This window comes from Streptomyces sp. NPDC055103 (genome assembly GCF_053607625.1).
Genome location: NZ_JBSGTX010000018.1, coordinates 78,473 through 94,508 on the forward strand (window position 1 = coordinate 78,473; position 16,036 = coordinate 94,508).

9 protein-coding genes, 1 pseudogene and 1 riboswitch are annotated in these 16,036 nt (G+C 71.6%); of the genes and pseudogenes, 5 read left to right on the forward strand and 5 right to left on the reverse strand.

Features of this window, described 5'->3' with window-relative positions:
• The first annotated feature begins 187 nt into the window (after positions 1–187).
• Positions 188–1,570, forward strand: a complete 1,383-nt coding sequence (locus tag ACWFR1_RS14485; RefSeq protein ID WP_453550553.1) for a helix-turn-helix domain-containing protein — start codon at positions 188–190, stop codon at positions 1,568–1,570.
• Positions 1,567–2,460, forward strand: a complete 894-nt coding sequence (locus tag ACWFR1_RS14490) for a phosphotransferase family protein (protein WP_453550555.1) — start codon at positions 1,567–1,569, stop codon at positions 2,458–2,460. The genes ACWFR1_RS14485 and ACWFR1_RS14490 overlap by 4 nt, the downstream gene beginning before the upstream one ends.
• A gap of 991 nt (positions 2,461–3,451) precedes the next feature.
• On the opposite strand, the gene ACWFR1_RS14495 is transcribed toward ACWFR1_RS14490, so the two are convergent.
• The 3 genes and pseudogenes from ACWFR1_RS14495 to ACWFR1_RS14505 form a co-directional block, all read right to left on the reverse strand.
• A complete protein-coding gene (locus ACWFR1_RS14495; protein ID WP_453550636.1) occupies positions 3,452–5,005 on the reverse strand; it encodes a recombinase family protein in 1,554 nt (517 codons plus the stop codon).
• Positions 5,006–5,063: 58 nt separating this feature from the next.
• Positions 5,064–6,470: pseudogene (locus ACWFR1_RS14500) on the reverse strand (aldehyde dehydrogenase family protein); the annotation flags it as partial.
• A gap of 44 nt (positions 6,471–6,514) precedes the next feature.
• Entirely contained in the window at positions 6,515–7,816 is a 1,302-nt protein-coding gene (locus tag ACWFR1_RS14505) for a GAF domain-containing protein (protein ID WP_453550558.1), read from the reverse strand.
• 114 nt (positions 7,817–7,930) lie between these two features.
• A riboswitch (ZMP/ZTP riboswitch) is annotated at positions 7,931–8,039 on the forward strand.
• A 28-nt stretch (positions 8,040–8,067) separates the two neighbouring features.
• Between ACWFR1_RS14505 and ACWFR1_RS14510 the strand changes: the two genes are divergently transcribed.
• Positions 8,068–8,922: a bifunctional 5,10-methylenetetrahydrofolate dehydrogenase/5,10-methenyltetrahydrofolate cyclohydrolase gene (locus ACWFR1_RS14510; RefSeq protein ID WP_453550561.1), complete on the forward strand. Its 855-nt coding sequence runs from the start codon at positions 8,068–8,070 to the stop codon at positions 8,920–8,922.
• 358 nt (positions 8,923–9,280) lie between these two features.
• Entirely contained in the window at positions 9,281–10,177 is an 897-nt protein-coding gene (locus ACWFR1_RS14515; protein WP_453550563.1) for a hypothetical protein, read from the forward strand.
• On the opposite strand, the gene ACWFR1_RS14520 is transcribed toward ACWFR1_RS14515, so the two are convergent.
• Positions 10,158–11,591, reverse strand: coding sequence for an SWIM zinc finger family protein (locus ACWFR1_RS14520; protein WP_453550566.1), 1,434 nt, complete (start codon positions 11,589–11,591; stop codon positions 10,158–10,160). The genes ACWFR1_RS14515 and ACWFR1_RS14520 overlap by 20 nt on opposite strands.
• Positions 11,588–14,614 (reverse strand): SNF2-related protein, encoded by a 3,027-nt coding sequence (locus tag ACWFR1_RS14525; protein WP_453550569.1) that lies wholly within the window; start codon positions 14,612–14,614, stop codon positions 11,588–11,590. Before ACWFR1_RS14525 ends, ACWFR1_RS14520 begins: the two co-directional genes overlap by 4 nt.
• A 289-nt stretch (positions 14,615–14,903) precedes the next feature.
• Here ACWFR1_RS14525 and ACWFR1_RS14530 point away from each other — a divergent pair, with 289 nt between their 5' ends.
• The gene (locus tag ACWFR1_RS14530; RefSeq protein WP_453550571.1) at positions 14,904–16,019 is read left to right on the forward strand and encodes a fatty acid desaturase family protein; all 1,116 of its coding nucleotides are present in this window, start codon (positions 14,904–14,906) and stop codon (positions 16,017–16,019) included.
• The last annotated feature ends 17 nt before the right edge of the window (positions 16,020–16,036 follow it).

Below are 16,036 nucleotides of genomic sequence, written 5' to 3' on the forward strand. Positions count from 1 at the left end.
CCTGCCCGCCTGTGCCGGCCCGGCGCCTCCCAGGAAGGCGCCGGGCTTCGTCGTACCTGCGACTTTCCCGCCTGGGCGAGTGGAGTCTGCCGGTTTTGCCGAACTCGCCGACCGGAGTGGGGTATTCAAAGAATCTGCCCATGCGGACAAGCCTCTTGTCCGCATGGAGAAGCCGAAAGGGGGAGCCATGGCACAGAGGCCGGTACCGCTGGACGAGAACCATTCGGCGCGAGCCTGGTGGGGCAAGGAACTTCGGAACTGGCGCCGAGTCCGCCAGCTCTCCTCCAAGGCCCTAGGCGACTTGGTACAGCTCAGCGCCACGTACGTTGAGCGAATCGAGAAGAACACGCGGCGGGCCAACGCACGGTTGGCGGCCAAGTTCGACGTCGCGCTCGACGCTGGCGGAGCCTTAACCCGACTGTGGCGGCACGTGGAACGAGAGGAGCAACGGCAGGACTCCCATGCGGACAAGGGCGCGGCGCTCCCCGTCGCGGGCGGCATGGAAGACTGGGTCTCGGGCAGGGTGGGAGAGATCCCAATCGCCGACCTAGAGGGGATGTCCGTAGTGGACCGCCGCAAGCTGATGACCTTGCTCGGGGGCCTCGGCGTTGCCGCCACGGCCCTGCCCACTGGTCCTGGCCGCCCTCGGCAGGTGCGCGCGGAGGACATCCAACAGGTCCGGGCCGCCTCCACCACCCTGTCCCAGTGGGACGCCAAATTCGGCGGGGACGGACTCGTTCAGAGTGCTGCCGAAGGGGAGATGGCCAAAGCGCGCGCCCTTCTGGAGCTAAGCTGCCCTCCATCGCTCAGGCAGACCCTGTTCACGGACGTCGGCCAGCTGGCGATTGTGCTCGGCGCCGCGGCGTTTGACCGGCTCCAGCACGACGAAGCCGCTGAGCTTCTGGAACTGGGTCGCCAGTGCGCCGAGGAAGCTGACAACTGGAGCCTGCGGGCCAGCGCCCTCAACTGGAGCGCGCGGCAGGAGATCTGGCGCGGTCGACCGGAGGAGGGTCTCACGCTCGCGGAAGTGGGCCTGGTACGGTCCGATCGACTCACTCCGCGCGAGCAAGCGATGCTCCACAATGCCAGGGCGCGAGCTTTGGCCAAGATGAAGCAAGCCAAGGAGGCCCGTGCCGCAATCGGCCTGTCCGATGACATCGTGGCCCAGGCGAAGAGCCTCAGGGACGAGGCTCCCTGGATGCTCTTCTACGACCACGCCCAGCACCTGGGAGACACGGGGCACGCACTTTTCGATGTGGCGATGTCTGGGGGAGACAGGGCCGCCGTCGAATTGGCGCGGCACCGGTTGGAGGGCGCAGTCGTCGGTCACACTCCGGCATTCGCTCGGTCCCGTGCACTTTCCGGGACCAAGCTCGCGACGCTGCTGATGTCGACAGGCGAGCCGGATCGCGCTGTGACGGTGGCTACCAAGGCCCTCGACGAGGTCGGGCGCCTGCGCTCCCGTCGTGCCGCTGCCGACGTCGTCTCCCTCGCGCGAGCCGCCGCCCCATTCAGCCAGAGGCCGGAGCTCGCCGAGCTCCGAGCCAGAATCGGTACCGTACTCGCATGACCATGGCCGACATCGAGCTCTCCCGGAGGGCGCTAGCGGAGGCCGTGGCGGCGCGAGGGTTCTCCGCCCAGGGCGCCACGCTCATCCGGTTGGGCGAGAACGCACTGTGGAGGCTCGCCTCCGACGTCGTCGTCAGGATCGCCAGACCTGGTCAGGACGAGGCCGCTATTCGCGAAGTCGCCGTGGCGCGGTGGTTGGCTTCAGCTGGTGTGCCCACGGTGGAACCTCTCGCGATTGACCAGCCGGTGATCGCGAGCGGTCGAGCGGCCACCTTCTGGGAATTCCTTCCCCCGCATGAGGCTGGCACGGAGGCAGACCTCGCCGGCCTCCTGGCCCAGCTTCACCGCCTCCCCCTCCCCAGCTTCGCGATCGGCCGGCTCAACCCGTTCGTCCGGATTGAGGAACGACTCGCTGCCTCCCGCGCCGTGGCTGAGGAAGATCGTGCCTGGCTCCTGAACCGTCTCCGCGAGCTCGAAGGCCAATGGCGGGACCGGCCCGCCGGTCGGGGGGACTGCGTGGTCCACGGAGACGCATGGACGGGGAACTGCGCGGTGATCAAAACTCCTACGCGACGCGCCGTCCTCCTCGACTACGAACGAACATCCGTCGGCCCCCCGGAGTGGGACCTCACGTCGACCGCCATCGCGGCCGACACTTTCGGGAGCCTATCCACCGACAGATACCGGGCCTACTGCGACCACTACGGGTACGACGTCATGGACTGGCCCGGCTACCCGACGCTCCGCGGAATCCGTGAACTCCGCCTCGTGACCTTCGCCCTGCAGGTCGCGGACTTCGATCCGTCGGCGAGGGCCGAAGCGGTGAACAGAGTTGACTGCCTACGAGGACGGAAGGGCCCGCGGCCCTGGGGTTGGCGTGCTGTTGGTTGATCAACCGCTTGCTCCCCGGCGCGGTGCTAGCCGATGGGCTGTGTCCGGGCAAGGGGATTCAGGCCTGGTACTCGGCCGGCGGCGGCACGAACCGTGCCCCGAGGCAGGTCGAGAGTCGGCGACCGAGCAGGACGGCGGCGAGCACGGCACTGCGTGACAAACCGACGACGCGCGAGGGCAGCCTGGGATTCCGATCGACCGAGGAACCACGAACCACCGTGCAACAGAATGCGCATGCCGCCTATCTTGTCGATTCTCAACCTCGCCGCGCACTGGCCTGGCTTTGTGTTCTGCGCGGGTGCGCTGTTTGGTGTGGGCGTCGTGGACGGACTCAGCGGTAGTTGCTCCACCAGTGGCCGCATCTGCTGGGTGGCCGGCGGACACACCCTGGCACCATAGGTGCCCGTCCTCGTCCAGCGCCTTCGCGGCCACCACTGCAGCGCGGTCCGTGTCGCCAGTCGCAATCAGCGGTGTCGCTACCTTGGCCCCCCGGCTCGCCGAGAAGGCCGGCTAGACATGGCGATACCTTGCGTGCCCCCGAGGTGGCAGGTGCGGGGTGCAATATAGGTGACAATCCCCGGTTTCCGAAACCGGGGATTGTGCGGACTATCGAGCGTGTTCGGCGATCGCTGCACTTGGCGGTGGAGCATCGCGAACGGCCGGAGTCCTGAAGGCAGTGGATCAGCACTGGCCTGTGCACCCTTGAGGGGCATCGTGAAACCCAACCTGTCCATTCTTATCTGCTCGCATTGCCCGGTTATTCTGCAGCGCCCAGATGCCCGTGAAATGCCTGGGTCTTTTGCCTTGACCATCGTTCACCTGGATTCTGTAGCGATAGATTTTACCGCGCCTCCGGAGTCACCTGAAGGAAATCGGGGCGTGGTGCTGTGACCCATGACGAGTGGCTGACTCGGTGGCTCGAACGAGCCCCTGAGCTAGGTGCGGAGCAAGCCGAGCGGATACTTGAGCTCATGGGCCTCGAATCGGCCGATTAGCGGAATACAGGCTCGACGCGTGATGCGTCGAACCCCCCACCCTTCCCCCCGGGTGACGGGTGAATGATCACAGCCGTCAGAATCTCTCGCACGATGAGCCGCTGACGTTCCAGGGAGATGCCGCCCCAACCCTTCTTCAGGAGCTCGGGGGACAGGGCCTTGATCGTCGGGGGGATCAGTGACATGGCTCGCTCCGCCTTCAGCTCGTCCCTGCGGGCCTCAAGGTCGTCCAGGGCCGCCACGTAGGAAGAGGCCCGCACCTTCTTGGCCTCCCAGAGGGATTTGAGTTCCTTGATCTGGTCCAGGACGTCCTGGAACTCCTCCTCCTTCTCCCAGGGCTTCTGTGGGGGCTCCAGGGTCTTCCGCTCCTTCGCGGCCTTCTCGACCATGCCGAAGATCAGATCCTTGATCAGCGTGTCCACTCGCAGGCCGGCGATACCCATGGCGCCGCACTGGTCGGGGTGCTGTTTGTTGCAGTTGTAGTTGAAGGCGTCGGTCTTCTTGCCCCGGACCCACGTCGGCTTACCCACCATGGGGAACAGGCATCGACCGCAGCGCACAATCCGGGACAGGAAGTACTTGACTAGCATCTTTTCGCCGGGCTCGAGCGCCCCGGACTGGATGGCCTGAAGGGCTTCCCACTTATTCCAGTCTGGCTCACCCGTTGCGTCCACGACCAACGGCGCCCAGGGGCCCATGACGTAGGTGCCCTCGTCGTCCATCTGGGGTTTGCCCTTATAGATCCGAATGCCGAAGTTCCGGGCTCGGAAAATCAAGGTCTTTGTGCCGGCCCACGTGAAGGGCTTGCCGGTGTTCGGGTTCACTGCACCGTTCGCGTGCAGATGATTCATGCATGTGGCTATGGCGTCGCCTGCCATATGCATGTCGATGATCTCGTTCGTCAGCTTCGCGGCCTTCGCGTCGAGTTTTTCGCGGTCCTCGGTGTCCCACCCGAAGGCAAGGGTGCCTCCGTGGTACTCACCCTTCGCGGCCTTGCGCTTGTTCTCTCGGATGAGGCGCCGGGATGTGTCTGAGGACGACTTGTTGGCGATCGAGACGAACAGGCGAGCCGAGAAGCGGCCATCGGCCGTCGAGAGATCGAAGTTCTGACCCGACATGGTGTCGAAGATCAGCCTCTTCTTGGAGTCCTCGTAGATGTCGATGGACTTTTCGAGATCCCGAGGCTGACGAGCCCACCTGTCGATGTCGTATGACAGTATTCCCGCGATCCGGACCGCCCGCAGGTCCTTCAGAGCCCTCTGGAAGTCGGGGCGGTTCACGTTCTTCTTGAAGGCGGAGAGGTTGTTGTCCTCGTAGAAGACGATCTCACGGTCGTGCTTCCTGGCCAGCCAGCGAAGGTCGTCCTTCTGCTTGAGGACGCCCTTGCGCTCCAACTCCTCCGCTTCCGCCTGGGTGATCCGGCCGTCCTTGAGGGCGGCCCTGATGTCCGCGAGGTCGGCATCCGAGATGCGGCAGTACCCGCCCAGCGGAAGATCCGGGTGGGCGAAGGGCCTGTCGTCTATCTCGTGCCCGATCACGTTCGTCTCCACGTCGTCGCAGGAGGCAGCCTTGTAGGTGGAGAGTAGACGATCCTTATGGAGGTGTGTCAAACTCCGGATGGGCCGGGTACGCGTGGTAGCAGTTCGTCCAGACGCGGCCCGCCTGGATCGCGCGGCCCGCGCGGTAGGCGGTGTTCGTGTCGCGGGTCCAGACGCCCGCGCCGAGGCCGTAGAGCGTGTCGTTGGCCGTGCGGATCGCGTCGTCGAAGTCGGTGAAGGACGTGACCGCCACCACCGGGCCGAAGATCTCCTCCTGGAAGATCCGCATGCGGTTGTCACCCTCGAAGATCGTCGGCTGGACGTAGTAGCCACCCGCCAAGTCGCCGTCGTACGAGACAGCTTGACCACCCGCCAGAATCTTCGCGCCCTCCTGCTGGCCGATCTCCAGGTACGAGAGGATCTTCCGGAGCTGTTCCGCGGAGGCCTGTGCGCCGATCATCGTCGCCGTGTCCAGGGGGTGGCCCGGGACGATCTGTTCCGTGCGGGCGATCGCCGCCTCCAGGAACTCGCCGTAGTGGCCGCGCTGGACGAGAGCACGCGACGGGCACGTGCAGACCTCGCCCTGGTTCAGGGCGAACATCGTGAAGCCTTCGAGGGCCTTGTCGCGGAAGTCGTCGTCCGCCGCCCACACGTCGTCGAAGAAGATGTTCGGGGACTTGCCGCCGAGTTCGAGCGTGACCGGCTTGAGGTTCTCGGCGGCGTACCCCATGATCAGGCGGCCCGTCGACGTCTCGCCGGTGAAGGCGATCTTCGCCACCCGCGGTGAGGACGCGAGCGGCTTGCCGGCCTCCTCGCCGAAGCCGTTGACGATGTTCAGGACGCCCGGCGGCAGCAGGTCCGCGACCAGGCTCAGCCAGAAGTGGATGGAGGCCGGGGTCTGTTCAGCGGGTTTCAGGATCACCGGGTTGCCCGCCGCCAGCGCCGGGGCCAGCTTCCAGACCGCCATCAGGACGGGGAAGTTCCACGGGATGATCTGCGCGACGACGCCCAGCGGCTCGTGGAAGTGATACGCCACGGTGTCGTCGTCGATCTCGCTCAGCGAACCCTCCTGGGCCCGCAGCGCCCCCGCGAAGTAGCGGAAGTGGTCGATGGCGAGCGGGATGTCGGCGGCGAGCGTCTCCCGGACGGGCTTGCCGTTGTCCCAGCTCTCCGCGACCGCGAGCGCCTCCAGGTTGCTCTCCATACGGTCCGCGATCCTCAGCAGGACGTTCGCGCGCTCCGCCGGTGCCGTCCGGCCCCACGCGGGGGCCGCCGCGTGTGCCGCGTCGAGCGCGCGCTCCACGTCCTCCGCCGTGCCCCGGGCCACCTCGGTGAAGGCACGGCCGTCGACCGGGCTCGGGTTCTCGAAGTACCGGCCGCGCGCCGGGGCGACGTACGCGCCACCGATCCAGTGGTCGTACCGGTCCGCGTACGACATGAGCGCGCCCTCGGTACCGGGTGCGGCGTAACGGGTCATGGGCATGGCCTCCCTCGGGCGCGCCGGCCGTCCCTGGCCGGCGCTCATCGCCGAGTCTGCGCACCCGTATGTTGCAAGCCCGTTGCACCCAAGGTCAGTTCGGCCTCCAAGGAGTCGAGCTTCGCCCGTACGGGAGGGAGCTGAGGCGCCGGGACCGCCGCGCACAGAGCCCGCCAGATCGCCACGTCCTCCTCACCCCACGCGCTGTACGCCCAGTCCGCGAGCAGCCCCGGGTCGCCCCGGTCCACCAGCGCCGCCCGCATCCGGTCCGCGAGCCGCTCCCGCAGCCGTACGACCCCGGGCGCGAGCGAGGCCGGAAGCAGCGGGCCCGCGTACTCGCCGGCCGCCGCCGAGACGGCCCCCGAGGCGAGCCGCCGGTCGACCGTCGCGAAGTCCGCGTCCACCAACCCCGCCAGCCGGTACGGGCGCGAACGCAGCACGTCCGGGCCGAGGATCGCGCGGAGCCGCGACAGCTCCGCCCGCAGCGTCACCGGGGCGACCGACTCGTCCTCGTACAGCAACGTCAGGAGTTCGTCGCCGGCCACGCCCTCCGGGCGGTGCGCGAGGACCACCAGGATCTCGCTGTGCCGGCGGGACAGACGGAGCCGCCGCCCGGCCACCGAGAGCACCGCCTCGTCGCGGCCGAGCGCGGAGAGCCGGAGCCCGTCCGGCCGGGCGGGCGGGCCGAGCAGGGCGAGCTGGGACTCCGCCGCCCGCGCCACCGCCTGGACGAAGCCGAGGCCGTGCGGATGCGCGAGCCGGTCCCCGCCCGTGATGTCCACCGCGCCGATCACCCGCCCGGACAGCGGATCGTGCAAGGGAGCGGCGGCGCACGTCCAGGCCCGCACCGGCCGCCGGAAGTGCTCGGCGGAGACCACCTGCACCGGCCGGTCCACGGCGATCGCGGTCCCGGGAGCGTTCGTCCCGGCCGCCGACTCCGACCAGCGGGCCCCGGCCACGAAGTTCATCGCCCGGGCCTTCCGCAGCGTGCCCGGATGGCCCTCCACCCAGAGCATCCGCCCGGCGGCGTCGCAGACCGCGAGCAGATGCTCCCCGTCCGTCGCGTACGTCCCCATCAGCTCCCGGATCACCGGCATCGCCGCCGACAGGGGGTGGGCGTCCCGGTGCGCGGCCAGCTCGTTCTCGTCCAGCTCGACCGGCGCCGCGCCCTCCTCGTTCACCCGCGCCCGTACAGAACGCCGCCACGAGGCGGCCACCAACGGCCGCACCGGGTCCGGGCCGGGGCCGGTCGCCGTACGTCCGTGCGTCCGAGCCGCCACCCCGGCCACCCACGCATCGCTCAACTCGGCCTCCCCGCCGAGGTCGTCCCGGTCGTCGGGGCCCATCGTCGTGCGCGTACCGGCCGCCGACAGGCGCCCCGGCACCACGGCATATGCGCGGTGTCCGGGACCGGCCCCCGGCGCCTCGCGCGGAGCACGCCGAGCGCAGCACGTAGAGTGGTCCCGGGCCGTGACTGGCGCTTGAGGTGGATCACCACCGGGGAGCGGCCCGGGCGGAGCGCACCCGGAGGGTGTGACCGTGCCGATGCCGTGCGCCTGGGCGAACCACCCGTCAGACACGACGCCCAGGAGTCGCCATGTCCACCAGCACCGCCACCCTCATGGACGGCACCGCCCTCGCCCGCCGTACGGTCGAGGAGACCGCCGCGCGCGCCGCCGAGGTCACCCGCCGCACCGGTGTCACGCCCTGCCTCGCGACCGTCCTCGTCGGCGCCGACCCGGCCTCCGTGACGTACGTGAAGATGAAGCAGAACCGCTGCGCGAGGGCCGGAATCCGCTCCCGGCACGTCGAGCTGCCCGCCACCACGACCACCGAGGAGCTCGTCGCGGCGATCACCGCGCTGTCCGAGGACCCCGAGGTCCACGGCATCCTGCTCCAGCACCCGGTCGGCCCGCACATCGACGAGCGCGCCGCCTTCGAGGCCATCGCCCCGGAGAAGGACGTCGACGGCGTCACCATGGCATCCTTCGCCGCCATGGGCTTCGGTCTGCCCGGCTTCGTCTCCTGCACGCCCGGCGGCATCATGCGTCTCCTCGACGCGTACGAGGTCGAACTGAGCGGCAAGCGGGCCGTCGTCGTCGGGCGCAGTGCGATCCTCGGCAAGCCGGCCGGTCTCCTCCTCCTCGGCCGCGACGCGACCGTCACCTACTGCCACTCCCGTACCAAGGACCTCTCCTCCGTCATACGTGAGGCCGACATCCTGGTGGCGGCCGTCGGCAAGCCGAACTTCATCAAGGGCGAGGACATCAAGCCGGACGCCGTCGTCATCGACGCCGGCTACAACCCGGGCAACATCGGCGACGTCGACTTCGCGTCCGCCGCCGAGCGCGCCTCCCTCATCACCCCGGTCCCCGGTGGCGTCGGCCCCATGACCATCGCCGTGCTCCTCGCGCAGACGGTCGAGGGCGCGGAGCGCCAGCTCGGTCTCTAGGGCCTGTCCGACGCCCATGGCCAGACAGGCCATGGGGCACCCATGGCGGGTACGTCGGCGGACGGCGGTGGGATGCCGCGGGGCGGTGGCGACGTCTCGCCTACGCCGGCGAGAAGCGGTCGGCCGGGACGGGCTTTTCCGGCGATCGTCGGACAATCGGTGGCCGGCGATGGTCACGATTCCGTACAGGCCGTGCTGGACGGCCCCGGATCGCTCGCCTCACGGCCGCCGACAGGCAACCCTGGTGACTGTGCCGCACCAGCCGACCGCCCTTCCACCACCGGACCGCCGACCGGCTGATCCCCACTCAGCCGCGCCCCACTCCGCTCCGTCCGACCCAGCCCCGCCCTACTCCGCCGTGCCCCAGCCAGTCGCTTCCGACGCCGGCGAGCCCTACTCCGCCGAGCCGTACGCCGCCGAGCGGCTGACCGCCGTGGCCTGGTCGCGTGTCGTACGTCTCGGGGCGCCCCGGCCGGGGCCGGCGGCGCGGCGGGCCCGCTGGTTGGGCGTTCCCCTCGTTCCGCTGGTCCTGGCCGGGCTGGTCGTAGGCGGGTTCATGGCCGTCGGTGGCGGGGAGGCCCGGGAAGGATCGGCCGACGGGCGGCCGGGCGGCGGCCCGGTGGCCGTACCGTCCCCGGTCGTCAGCGGGCAGGACGCCGTCGGGACGACCGCCCCGGGGGCCGACACGCCGTCGAACGACACGGCATCGACCGACGGGCCGTCGACCGGCGCGCCCGCGACGGGCGGTGCCGTGGCCGACACGCCGACGCCCACAGCGCCCGACGAGCGCTCCGCCCCGCACGGGGAAAGCGCTTCTCCGCAGACTGCCCGGACGCCCGGCACCGCCTCCGACGAGACCCGGTCGACCCCGTCGACAGCCCCGACGGGTACGCGTCCCGCCACCCGGCCCGTCTCCTTCGAGGCCCTGCGCGTCGGCGACTGCTTCGACATCGACCGCGCCACGCCGGGCACCGCCCTCCCGCGCGACTGCGACACGCCGCACGACGCCGAGCTCGTCGCCCGGCCGCGCCTCACCGGTACCTACGCCGACGACCAGCGGCTGCGCGAAGCGGCCACGGAACTCTGCCGCGAACCGCTCCGCGCCAAGGCCGCCCGCCAGCCGCTCGGCACCCGGTGGACGACGTTCGTCCAGTACCCCTACCGCACGAGCTATCTCCTCGGCTCCGACGCCGTCGCCTGCAGCCTGGTCGTTCGGGCCGCCACTGGCGACAAGCTCACCGGCCTCCTCCAGTAGCGAGGTCGGCCCCGAGGGCCGTGCCGCCCCCGGCGGTGCCTGCGGCCGTGGCCGTATCTGTGCCTGTGCCTGTGGCCGTGCCCATGGCCGTGGCCAGGGCCGACGCCGGATCGCGGTCCGCCGGGCCCGCGGGGGACCAGCGGCCGGCCGCCTTGCGGTACGGCCACCAGCGGTCGTCCGGGCCGAGCCGCAGCTGCGCCTCCGCGCCCACGACCGTCCAGCGCGCGCCGGCTGTCCGCCGCAGCACCGGGCGCTCGTCGTCCTCCCAGGCCTCGGCGAGCCGGGCCGCGGCCCGGGCGAGGGTCTCGGCGTCCGGCGTCCACTCCTCCTCCAGTACGGCGAGGGCGGCGCCGCCGCCGAACCGCCACGCGCGCGTGGCCGCGTCCAGATCCGCCCGCGACCTGCCCGAACCGGCGGCGAGCCGCGCCGTGATCCAGGCCGCGGGAGAGCCCGCCGCGAGGCGCACCGCGTCCTGAGCGACCGTCAGCGGCGGCTCCGCGAGCTCCGGTCCGCCGCCGCCCCCGAGCGCCGCGACGAGCAGCCGGTGGGCGCGGGCCGCCGCATCCGACGCGAGGTACTCCAGCGCCGTCGGGTCGACCCCCGGCTCGGGCTCCGTCTCCGTGTCGAGGGAGGGCGGTTCGCCCGGCGCCGAAGGGGCCCCGGGCGGGGCGGGCAGCGGCGGCAGGATGTCCCGCGCCGCGTACGCCTCCGCCGCCGACACGCCCGGCATGCCGCCGGCACCCTCCGGGGGCGCCCCCTCCCCGGACGCGCCTCCGGCTCCGTTCCGGCCGCCGCTCGTCGAGGGCGCCGCCGCCCGCCGCGCGCTACGCGACTGGAGCTGGTCGAGGAGGGTCCGCTCCCCGCGCCCCCGCATCAGGAGCAGGACGAACGGGTCCTCGTCGAGCAGCCGCGCCACCTGGTAGCAAAGCGCCGACGTGTGCGGGCAGTGGTCCCAGGCCTCGCAGCCGCACTCCGGATCGAGGTCGCCGACGCCCGGCAGCAGGTCGAGCCCCGCCATCGCCGCGTCCTCCACCAGGTGCGGCGGCATCTCGCGGTCGAGGAGCGCGGCGATGTGACCGGCGCTGTCCACGGCCAGATCGAGGAGCCGCTCCCACTCCTCCTCGGTGAACTCCCGCACCAGCACGTCGCTGCGGTGGGCCGTCCCGTCGCGGTCCTTGACGATCGCGGTGATCCGGCCGGGCAGCACCGACACGGCGCCCACCGCCCCCGCGCGCGCGTGCCTGCGCCCCGCCTTGAGCTGCTGGCCGTCGAGCGCCGTGTCCTCCAGCGCCTTCAGCCATGTCCGGCCCCACCAGGTCCTGGTGAACGCCCCGCCCTGCGCGGGCGGCAGCGCCTCGAACGTCCGCTCGTCGCCCCCGTGCCCGAGACCGTGCCCGTGTCCGTACCCGCTCATCGTCCGTCCCCTCGCAGCCGTACGAGCTCTGCCAGCTCCGCGTCGGTCAGTTCGGTCAGTTCCGGCAGGGTGTCCCCGCCCGTCCCGAGAACGGCGTCGGCCAGTTCCCGTTTGCGGTCGAGCATGGCGGCGATCCGGTCCTCGATCGTGCCCTCGGCGATCAGCCGGTGCACCTGCACCGGCCGGTCCTGACCGATGCGGTACGCACGGTCGGTGGCCTGCGCCTCCACGGCCGGGTTCCACCAGCGGTCGTAGTGCACGACGTGCTCGGCCCGCGTGAGGTTGAGCCCGGTCCCGGCCGCCTTCAGCGAGAGGAGGAAGACGGGCACGTCACCGGCCTGGAACCGCGCCACCATCGCCTCGCGCTCGGCGACGGGCGTACCGCCGTGCAGGAACTGCGTCCGCACCCCCCGCGCCGCGAGATGCGTCTCCAGGATCCTGGCCATTCCCACGTACTGGGTGAAGACCAGGGTGCTCGCGCCCTCGGCGAGGATCGTGTCGAGGAGTTCGTCGAGCAGCTCCAGCTTGCCCGAGCGGCCCTCGATCCGCGGCCGGTCCTCCTTGAGGTACTGGGCGGGGTGGTTGCAGATCTGCTTGAGGCCGGTCAGCAGCTTCACGACGAGCCCGCGGCGCGCCATCCCGTCGGCCTCGGAGATCGCCCCCAGTGTCTCGCGCACCACCGCCTCGTACAGGCCGGCCTGTTCCGGCGTCAGGGAGACGGTCCGGTCGGTCTCCGTCTTCGGCGGCAGCTCGGGCGCGATGCCCGGGTCCGACTTCCGGCGGCGCAGCAGGAACGGGCGGACCAGCGCGCCGAGCCGTTCGGCGGCGGCCGGGTCCCCGCCGCCCTCGACGGCGGCGGCGAAGCGCGTACGGAAGGCTCCGAGGCTGCCGAGCAGCCCCGGTGTCGTCCAGTCGAGGATCGCCCACAGCTCGGAGAGGTTGTTCTCCACCGGTGTGCCGGACAGCGCCACGCGCGCGCGTGCCCCGATCGTCCGCAGCGCACGCGCGGTCGCCGAGTAGGGGTTCTTGACGTGCTGCGCCTCGTCCGCGACGAGGAGCCCCCAGCTCCGGCCGGCGAGCCGCTCGGTGTCGAGCCGCATGGTGCCGTACGTGGTGAGGACGAAGCCGTCGTCGGCGACCTGCTCCAGGTCGCGCGCGGCGCCGTGGAAGCGGCGGACCGGCGTGCCGGGCGCGAACCTCTCGATCTCGCGCTGCCAGTTGCCCATGAGCGAGGTCGGGCAGACCACCAGGGTGGGCCCGGCGGAGGAGGGGTTGGTCTGCCGGTGCAGATGGAGCGCGATGACGGTGATCGTCTTGCCGAGGCCCATGTCGTCGGCGAGACAGCCGCCGAGGCCGAGGGAGGTCATCCGGTGCAGCCAGTCGAGCCCGCGCAGCTGGTAGTCGCGCAGGGTCGCGGCGAGCGCGGCGGGCTGCTCGACCTCCGCGCGGCCGCCCTCGGGGTCGGCGAGCCGCTCCCGCAGGCGCTCCAGCCAGCCGGATGCCGCCACCTCGACGGGGCGGCCGTCGATCTCGGTCGTGCCGGTGAGGACGGCCGACAGGGCGTCCACCGGCGTGACCTCGCGGTCCCGCTGGGCCCTGGCCCGCAGCACCTCGGCGGGATCGACGAGGACCCAGCGGTCCCGCAGCCGCACGAGGGGACGTCCGGCCTCGGCGAGCCGGTCGAGCTCGGCCCGGGTCAGCTCGTGCCCGCCCACCGCGAAGCGCCAGTTGAAGGCGAGCAGGGCGTCGGCGGAGAGGAGGGACGGCAGGGAGCCGCCGACGGGGCCGTACGCTCCGTCCGGCGTGGCCGCGTCGCCGTCACTGCCGGATACGCGGCCATCCGCGCCGGGTACGCGGCCATCCGTGCCCGGCGCGTTGCCATCGGCACCGAAGCCGGCGGCGATTCCGTGCCGCGTGCCGCGTGCGTCGTCCTCCGCGACCGATGGGCCGATCACCGCCTGGGCGGTGAGCCGGTCGGAGAGTCCGCGCGGCCAGTGGACCTGGACGCCCGTCGCCGCGAGGGCCCGGGCCGCCGGGCCCAGGAGCTCCGCGACCTCCTCGTCGGCGAGTTCGACGGTGTCGGGCACGGCCGCCGTCAGGAGCGGGGCCAGGGGCGGCCAGGCACGGGAGGCGCGCCGGAGCGCGAGCAGCGCGTCCATCCGCGCCCGGGGGCCGAACGCGCCGGCGGTCGTGCCGGTCCCCGCCCACACCTCCGCCGCGTCCGCGACCAGCGTCGGGTCGGCGACGCCGTGCAGCTGGAGGACCGCGCGGAAGGCGGGCGCCTCGCTCGCCGCCTTGGGCTCGCTCGCGTCGGCGGTGAAGCCGGGGAGCTCGAGTCGGAGCGACAGTCGGACGCCGGCGTCGTGACCTGCCGCCACGTCGGCGGCCCAGGCGCGCTGTTCGGGGATCGGCTGCGGCGCGTCGGCCGCGAACGCGGGTCCGCCGGCCGCGAGGGAGGCCGCGGGGGTCCGCGGCAGCGTGTCGGCGACCGCGTCGGCGAACGCGCGAAGCAGCGCCTCGGGTTCGGGCAGCAGCGGCTCGTCGGGGGAGAGCGGTACGGCGTGGGCGCTCGGCGGCATCGAGGCGGCGAGGGTCCGCAGACGCGCCAGCTCCTCGGGGCCGAGCGGCCCGGCCCGCCACCCGTCGAGGTCACCGGGGGTCAGACCGGGCAGGAGCAGTCCCCGCGCGACGAGGTCCAGGGCGAGAAGGGACGCGGCACCCCAGAACGCGGCGGCGGGCGAGACGGCGGGCAGGGCGCCGTCCGCGTACCGGACGCGGGCGCGGGCGAGCAGCGGCAAGGCGTCCCGCACGGAGAGGGCGTGCGCGGCGACGGTCACGGGCTTGAGGCTGTCGCCGTCCACGACCGTGAGCTCGGCGTTCGCGGGGACGCCGGCCGACAGGGCGTCCCCCTCGGGTGACCAGAAGGCGATCCGTCCCGCGCGGGGCGGATCGGCGGGAAGGAAGACGGCGGGGCGAAGAGTGAGTTCGTGGGCGGAATCATCGGGTCCGTACGACAGCGACAACGCATTCCTCAAATTTGACTACTGGCGACCGAGCCGCCGAGGTTACCCCAAGCGGCCATGCCGACGCGTACGCCCCGCGCGTGATCCACGCCACAGTTCACCTGGCCGTGCGGAGGGGTGGGGCTCACCTCGTCGAGGGGTGGGGCGAACCCCACCCCCGCACCCCGGTGCGCCCCCCACGGTGGACGGGTGGTGACGCCATGGCCCCGGAACATCACCGATCCGTAGCTTCAGTGGAGGCGCCCACCGATCCCACCAGCACCCCGACCCACAGAAACCGGAGCCCGCCATGTCCCAGGCCACCGTCCTGCCCCCGGCGCTCGCCCCCGCCGAGGCTCCCGCCCCTGCTCGGGGTGCCGTCCGCGCCAAGGGCGGCAGCGAGTTCACCCCGCTCCTGCGGACGGTCAGGGAACAGGGCCTCCTGGAACACCGCCCCGGCTGGTACGCCATCGGGATCGTCGTCAACCTCCTCGGCATCGCCGCCGTCGTGACCGGACTCGCCCTGATCGGCTCCTCCTGGTGGGCGCTTCCGCTCGCCCTGCCCCTCGCGCTGCTCTCCGCCCGCGCCGCCTTCGTCGGCCACGACGCCGGCCACGCCCAGATCACCGGCAACCGGAAGGCGAGCCGGATCATCCAGCTCGTCCACGCCAACCTCCTCCTGGGCATGAGCCGGGAGTGGTGGAACGACAAGCACAACCGCCACCACGCGAACCCGAACCACCTCGACAAGGACCCGGACGTCGCCGCCGACATCCTCGTCTTCGCCGAGCACCAGACCGCCGGCCGCACGGGACTGCACGGCTTCCTCACCCGCCACCAGGCCTGGCTGTTCTTTCCGCTGACGACCCTGGAGGGCATCGCCCTCAAGGTGTACGGAGTCCAGGCCCTGCTCGCGAAGAACGGCCCCTGCCGCACCCGGCGCGAGCGGCTCGTCGAGGGCGCCCTGCTCCTGGCCCACTTCGCCGGCTACACGGCCATGCTCCTCACCCTCCTCGACCCCCTCCAGGCGCTGGTCTTCGCCCTCCTCCACCAGATGCTGCTCGGCGTCCACCTGGGCATGGCCTTCGCCCCCAACCACAAGGGCATGGAGCGCCCGGACGAGCACGCCGACGGGGACAGCTGGGGTCACCTGCGCCGCCAGGTGCTCACCTCGCGCAACATCCGCGGCGGCGCCCTCACCGACTGGTTCCTCGGCGGACTCAACTACCAGGTCGAGCACCACCTCTTCCCGAGCATGCCGCGCCCCCACCTCCGCCTGGCCCAGCCCGCCGTGCGCGCCCACTGCGCCGCGCTGGGCGTGCCGTACACCGAGACCGGCTTCGTCGAGTCGTACCGCCAGGCCCTTGGTCACCTGCACGAGGTGGGCGAGCCCCTGCGCGCCGAGCGGGCCGAGGGCGCCGAGTAGAGTCAGCGGCGATCACA

What these genes read in the sequence shown, in the direction of transcription:
- ACWFR1_RS14485 (WP_453550553.1), top strand. Translation starts at nt 188, where the DNA reads ATGGCACAGAGGCCGGTACCGCTGGACGAGAACCATTCGGCGCGAGCC.
- ACWFR1_RS14490 (WP_453550555.1), top strand. Translation starts at nt 1,567, where the DNA reads ATGACCATGGCCGACATCGAGCTCTCCCGGAGGGCGCTAGCGGAGGCC.
- ACWFR1_RS14505 (WP_453550558.1), bottom strand. Translation starts at nt 7,816, where the DNA reads ATGGGCCCCGACGACCGGGACGACCTCGGCGGGGAGGCCGAGTTGAGC.
- ACWFR1_RS14510 (WP_453550561.1), top strand. Translation starts at nt 8,068, where the DNA reads ATGTCCACCAGCACCGCCACCCTCATGGACGGCACCGCCCTCGCCCGC.
- ACWFR1_RS14520 (WP_453550566.1), bottom strand. Translation starts at nt 11,591, where the DNA reads ATGAGCGGGTACGGACACGGGCACGGTCTCGGGCACGGGGGCGACGAG.
- ACWFR1_RS14530 (WP_453550571.1), top strand. Translation starts at nt 14,904, where the DNA reads ATGTCCCAGGCCACCGTCCTGCCCCCGGCGCTCGCCCCCGCCGAGGCT.